The sequence below is a fragment of the Paraglaciecola sp. genome (assembly GCF_030730205.1).
Lineage (GTDB): Bacteria > Pseudomonadota > Gammaproteobacteria > Enterobacterales > Alteromonadaceae > Paraglaciecola.
This window is the reverse complement of the sequence record NZ_JANQVQ010000005.1, coordinates 1-6,377: the sequence shown is the minus strand read 5'-3', so window position 1 is coordinate 6,377 and position 6,377 is coordinate 1. Positions and strand designations below refer to the sequence as shown.

Here is a 6,377-nt window from a genome sequence, read left to right as displayed (position 1 = left end):
CATTTTCTCTACAGCCGCGCGCTCTTTTCTAGAGCACTCATCAAATAGCTGCCTGAATCAAACGTAGCGCTTTTAGTTGCGCTGGCTAAAAGTGGTAAGCCTAGTACTACGTTAGTGTACTAGCACGCTAAACCCTACCCGTTTACAAGGGATTTCAGATGTTAATAAAGCGGGAAAAACAGCTTTAAAGAGATGGTTTTTTACCGGATTATCCTCTACTATTTTGCGTCAATTCAGCGAGTAGACAGCCCCAGCGTGCGAACGCCGCGACTTATGAAAGTTGATGTTTGAGTAAGCTATTTTTTGAGTTAAGGATGGATGATGAAATCACGTTGTAAGCTGCTGTTCTCTTCTTTTTTGCTATTGTCGCTCGCTGGTTGTGGCGGCGGAGGGGGGGCTTCTGGCTCTGGCTCAGGAGGCTCAACACCACCACCGCCTACACCCAGTCAAATTATTCAAAATGCCCAAGCGTATTCGGCAGTTCAGCTGAAAACCGCTGCGACTCAACTAACAGAAGAGCGTTACACTGGGCTGACATCCGCAGCTGCACTGAATGCTGAAGTTGCTCAACGGGTGTATTACTACTTATTTTATGATTCATTAGCCGCTTTTCCTGAAGTGGGTAACGAAAACTTTCAAAGCCAAGTTGATAGTAATGGCAACATTGACATTAGTTTTGCCTGCGATTACCAAGGTACGGTGAGATACAAAGGCAAGATAGATTCGGCTTCAAAAGGAACCTTAACTCTCACCTACAGTAATTGTGAGCAGGGCTATATTGGCTACCCAATATCGGGTACGGTTGCGATGACTATTAGTGAAATCAGTGATAGCGCGGAAGACTATACGCTTTATTTTGATAATCTTAGTTGGCAGACCAATGGTCAGGCCGTGCGATTGAGTGGTTACTCAACCGTAAAAGCCGAAGAATTTTTAAGTACAAATCGATTTACCTACCTTGTTGAGCAACATGTTTTATACGTGATCAACAATGACGAACAAGCCTTGATGGATATTGTGCTTGAAGTGGAAGGCCGGGGCAACGTGCTGAGCTTTGATATCTATGGTGATATGGCTTTTGCTAATGCCGGTAAAGTGACTTTTAATTTTGAAGATATCGATGGGTTTCCACCCTATATTTGGCAAGGAAAAATGCTGTTAAACGGCCAACAATCTGCTGCCTTTGAATTCGGCCCTGAGCATATTCGTTATGTTCAAGACTCTGATAACGACGGTGAATTTGATGTTGGTACTTATTTTTCTGATATTACCGAGTTACTTGAGGGTAACGCTAGCGCGAAGCAATTGGTTGCCTTGGCTAACCTTTCACTCCCACCTAGAGTGTACAGTCCTAACTGGAATTATTACGGCGATACACTCAATACCACCGACACCATCGAAGTGAGCGAAGGTTATTACGAGGATCCTGATTCGCCCTACGAAGACTTAATTGTGAGTTATAGATGGTATGTTAATGGCGAAATTGTTCCTGACCTTAATACAGCCGTTTTCCCGCCTTATACTGCGTTTTTCGGCGATGTAGTCAGTGTATCAATGTTAGTGTCTGATGGAGTGAACGTTGTTGAAAGTTCAACCCTTGATATTGAGTTGGGTGATGCGCCTGCTGAAATAAAAATATCTAATTTTCCTGATTCAGTTAAGCCGGGTGATCTTGTCCAGTTTTTAGCTGAAGTATCCGATCCAGATTTAATCCAAGCCAATATAACAAGCAGCATGATATCGGGCCCCGACGGTGCACAAATTGATGAGTCAGGTGTGGTGACTTGGAATGTGCCGAGCGACTTGTTGTTTCCTTTTCAGTTTTATCAATTTACCTTTGGTTTACCTGATGCGAATGGCCATATCAGCGACAAGATGGTTGTGCCAATAAAGATCGAATCAGACAAAGCGCTGCCTCTCGCGCGTTCGGGCATCAATGTACCCCAGTCAAATCAATCAATGTGGATAGGGGATTTTGATGGGGATGGTAAAAATGAAATTTTATCCACTGATGGGCGAAGCAGTGTCTTTTTACTGGCATTTGATGGAACACGTTACCAACAAAGTTGGGTTTACCCTTTTAAAGTGGGCGCTGACGCCAATATTAAACAAGTATTAGCGGCAAACATTGATGATGATGCCCAGCAAGAGATTATTGTTATTACCGGCAACACGATTAGTGTTATCAATGGCCTCGATAGTACCGCGACAACCTTGTTAACCAGCGAAAATGAACTGCACTTTGCTGCCGTTGGCGACATTGATAAAGATGGCCGTCCTGAACTTGCCTATCTGTCGTCTAGCTATCAATACCCTGATAATAATATGCTACTGAATGTTGTTTCGTTTGCTGCTCCCGCAACAAGTCTGTTTAGTACCAATGTGTCAGAAGCAAGACAAATCCAGTTTGCCAACGTTGATGCTGACAGCAATGTTGAACTGATAACTAATAATGGTTTGGTTTACGATACCTCAACATGGTCAAACCAATGGTTTAGCGGTACTCAATTTGGTGACAATAACGTAACCAGCGGCGATTATAATGGCGATGGTATTGACGAAATTGCTGGCGCTAATACGTGGGGGAGCCTAGCGGTCTATTCTGCGGTGAATAAAGCCCAGCTCGATAGCTTTGATAACTTTAATACATGCAGTTTGCATAGCGCTGATTTAAATGCTGATGGCAGAGATGAACTGATTGTTGGAGACTGTCAATGGGGCAATATTAGTGTCTATCAAATGGTGAATAACAAGCTCGCATTATTGTGGCAAGTTGACTTACAAGACCACGGTTCAGTGTCCCTTATCAGTGGTGATTCTGATAACGATGGCAAATTAGAACTGCATTGGGGAACCGGCATTAGCCACTCTGGAGAAAATAAATTTATTGTTGCTGATGTTGTTAGTGCTGGCTTAGAGGTCAAAGAAGAGGCTATAAGCTCTCAGCTTGATGGTTTCAGCAGCGCTGGTTGGGCGAATGTGACCGATAATCAAGAACGTGCGGTATTTTTTGTCCCCAGCTCGCAAAATGGCTACGGTGGTAGCCACATCGTAACCCTTGATGAGAACGGCAGTTATGAGGTCAGCGACGAAATTTCTTCCAACTGGGATAACAGCGCTTATGCTGCTGTCACCGACTTTAATAACGATGGCTTAGGCGATATCTTTTTGCCTAGCACTTCTACCTACGATGGCGCATTTGCTGCCATGCAGTTAAACGATAACAGTATTCATTGGCAAACTAGCGGCAGTTATGATTCTAATATTGGCATGATTAGGGCATTTGATTTAAACGCAGATGGCTCTGACGACGCTGTTTATGCTGATAGTCGAGTGCTCAAGGCTATCGATATCTCTAACCAAAATATTATTGCCAACTATACCTTTAGCAGCTTTATCAATGATTTTGTTCCAGTAAGGATAAACAACACGGCTACAGTATTGGTTTCCGTTGGCGACAAGTTGTCATTTTTGCAAATCGACGGCGCAGCATTTTCAGAAAAGAGCTTTATCAGTCAAACTTGCTCACGCATAGAACTGCTTAATTATGATACTGATGCTGAGTTAGAGCTGGTTTGTTTGCAGGGGGATAATGGCTATTATTCCAGTCAAGAGTTGGTAGTATTTGATCTGGATGGCAATACTTTTACCGAGCTTGCGCGCAATGCCTTAACGATTAATGTACTCGATATTGCAGTGGATCCTACTAAGACAGAGCAGCAAAACCTATTTTTAATCACGCAAAAGGGAAGCGATTTTAGTTATTGGGATGATACAAATGAATATCAAATCGCACAGGCGAGCGCCTTGGGTAATATCATATGGTCAAGTCCTGCTTTAGTCGGATTACCTACCTCGCACGGCTTGAAAATACGTCAAACAAGCGAAGGGAAAATAGAACTTATGTTGTCAACAAGCAGTTTAATGTATTGGATTAAATAGTCCCGCGTGAGCGGGTTCTCATCGTTTTATCAATAATCAAGCCGCTAAATTAGCGGCTTGATTTTTATGAAATCCACTTATGCCTGAAAGTAGTGTTCGAGGGCGTCTAGATGACTTTGATAATTTTTCCACTGTTCCATCGCCGAGGTATAAATGGGCTGGCGAACCTGCTCGGAACTAGGCGTTTTAATGTTACGTTTTGTCTTATAAAACTCGATACAAGACTGTTCAAAGGGAAGACCGCAGAAATCTAACAAACGTCTGACTTGGCTTTCTAGGTCGTTGATAAGCTCTTCATGTTGTACTCGTAAAACAAAACCCGGCAAAACTTCATCCCAATGGGCCATCATCTGCAGATAACTTTGATAATAGTGGCCTAGGTTGTCCAAGGTGTAACTGAACTCTTGGCCTTCTGCGAAGAGTTGTTTGTAACCGCTAAAGCAGCAAGCCATAGGCTCTCTGCGTGCGTCTATTATTTTAGCATTGGGTAAAATTCGCTTAATTAAGCCAATATGCAAAAAGTTGTTGGGCATTTTATCAATAAAAAAGGGCGCACCTTGGCGATAATATTGTGTTTCATCGAGGTACTGCTGGCCGAATTTTTCGAAATAATCAGGGGATAGGGACTCTACTATCTTGGGATATTGGCCTTTTTTTCCACCTAAACGGCTTACCAGGCTCAATACATTGTGTAGCTCCATCGTGCCATCAACCTGTGAATGTGAGGCGAGAATTTGCTCAAGTAGAGTTGAGCCTGCCCGTGGTAAGCCTACGATAAAGATGGGATCAGGTGCTTGGCAGCCCCCATTATTTTGAGTGGTAAAATAGGTTTTTGAGTAAACGCGTTGTTGTTGCTGAATTTGCTCTTCAAGGGCTTTTTTATCGTAGCGACTGCGGGTGTTTTTTAACTCATTACCCATGCGGTAATAGTCAAATGATAGGTCGTATTCGTGTCGATCTTCAAAGGCTTTACCTAGAGCAAATAAACATTGGATCCGATCTTCAGTGCTAATTTTTTGTTCTGCGGCTAAGGCTTGCATATCGCTCAATTCTTGGGGAGTGAAGGTATACGTTTTGGTATTCGCTAAACTCCAATAGGCATCACCACTATCAGGCTTGTGATGATAGGCTAAACGATAAGCGTTGATGGCATTATCCAGCTGACCTGCGGCTTTGTAGGCGTGTCCTGCCATCAATTGTATGTTGGCGAGAGTAGGGTGTTGTTGCAAAATAGACTGATAGATCGCAATCGCTTCCTGCGTTTCACCAATACCTACCATGGCACCTGCTTTTGCTGCTAAAAAATGTCTATTATCAGTTTGTTCATCCAGCAGTGTCTGGGCGACATCTTTCGCTTTGGCGAACTTACCCAATTTTGATAAGAGGTGTATGTATTCGATTTTAGCTTTGGTAAAATCTGGATGCAGTTCGATACAGCTTTCGAGTAGAAATTCAGCGTCATGATACACCTTTAAACGTACGCCAATCTCGGCTAACAAGAGCATGGCCTCGGCATCGTGTTTATTGGCTTGTAAATACCGCCTACACACATTATCAGCAACAAATAATTTGCCTTCATACATTAAATCACGCGCACCACATATTGCCTTTGGTAGGCCTTGCAAAAACCGAATTTGTTGTACGCAGTAGTCAACAGCAGGTACTTCATTGCGTTGCTGGTACAGACTTTTTAATTGTAACCAACTCGACAGCAAAGCGGGGTTTAACCGCGTTGCAGTTAAGAACGATGAAATAGCATGGTCAGTTTGCTGTTGTGCTAAATGTAAATAAGCTTTTTCTTGATGAGCGCGAGCATAGTCTGGTTGACGCTGGATTAAGAGTTGCACTGAGTCAAAGGCTTGAGGTATTTGGCCTTGTAAGCGATGAGCCACGGTGAGCATATAATACAGTTCATCAATTGATGCTGGCTCTGATTCATTGGCTAAGCAATGCTTAGTAAGCGAAATGGCCTGTGCGTAATTACCTGCTTGTAGGGCATGTTTTATGGTGTTGATGTTGGACTTGTCCAATGGGGGGAGTGCTCCTAATACGTCGTCCGATAAAAAAGGCAGGCTCTTAGGCCTGCCCTAATACCTTAGGCTAAATTAATAGAAGTCGTAGGACAAGCGAACTCCCAAGGTGCGGGGGCGATTCGTCACCACTTTGGGCGTAAATTGTTGCGTATCGATATACAGTACTGCACTTTCGTCAGTCAGGTTGTCAATATACAACTCTGCTTTCCAGTCATTTTTCATCACACCGATTGACACATTCGCAATGGCATAACTTTCTTGCACATAGCGGCCACCTTTAAACACCTCGCCATTTGAGTCTGTGTAAGATGCACCTGCATACGCAGCGGCTTCTTGTTGAATGGGTAAGCCAGAGCCCGTACCGTAGATTAATTGCGTAGCATCTTCGGTGACGTATGCATC

The 6,377-nt window shown here is 43.4% G+C and carries 3 protein-coding genes; 1 reads left to right on the top strand and 2 read right to left on the bottom strand.

Annotated features, from left to right (window positions below; genetic code table 11):
• Window positions 1-321: 321 nt before the first annotated feature.
• On the top strand, window positions 322-3,942 hold the full coding sequence (locus NWQ57_RS00295; protein ID WP_306019903.1) for a VCBS repeat-containing protein: 3,621 nt from the start codon (window positions 322-324) through the stop codon (window positions 3,940-3,942).
• Window positions 3,943-4,019: 77 nt separating this feature from the next.
• Here NWQ57_RS00295 and NWQ57_RS00290 read toward each other — a convergent pair whose 3' ends face one another.
• Window positions 4,020-5,972 (bottom strand): tetratricopeptide repeat-containing sulfotransferase family protein, encoded by a 1,953-nt coding sequence (locus tag NWQ57_RS00290; RefSeq protein ID WP_306019901.1) that lies wholly within the window; start codon window positions 5,970-5,972, stop codon window positions 4,020-4,022.
• Between the two features lie 75 nt (window positions 5,973-6,047).
• The coding region (locus NWQ57_RS00285; RefSeq protein WP_306019899.1) for a TonB-dependent receptor at window positions 6,048-6,377 on the bottom strand (330 nt) is incomplete at its 5' end.

Coding starts and splice junctions, on each gene's coding strand:
- NWQ57_RS00295 (WP_306019903.1), top strand. CDS start 322: ATGAAATCACGTTGTAAGCTGCTGTTCTCTTCTTTTTTGCTATTGTCG.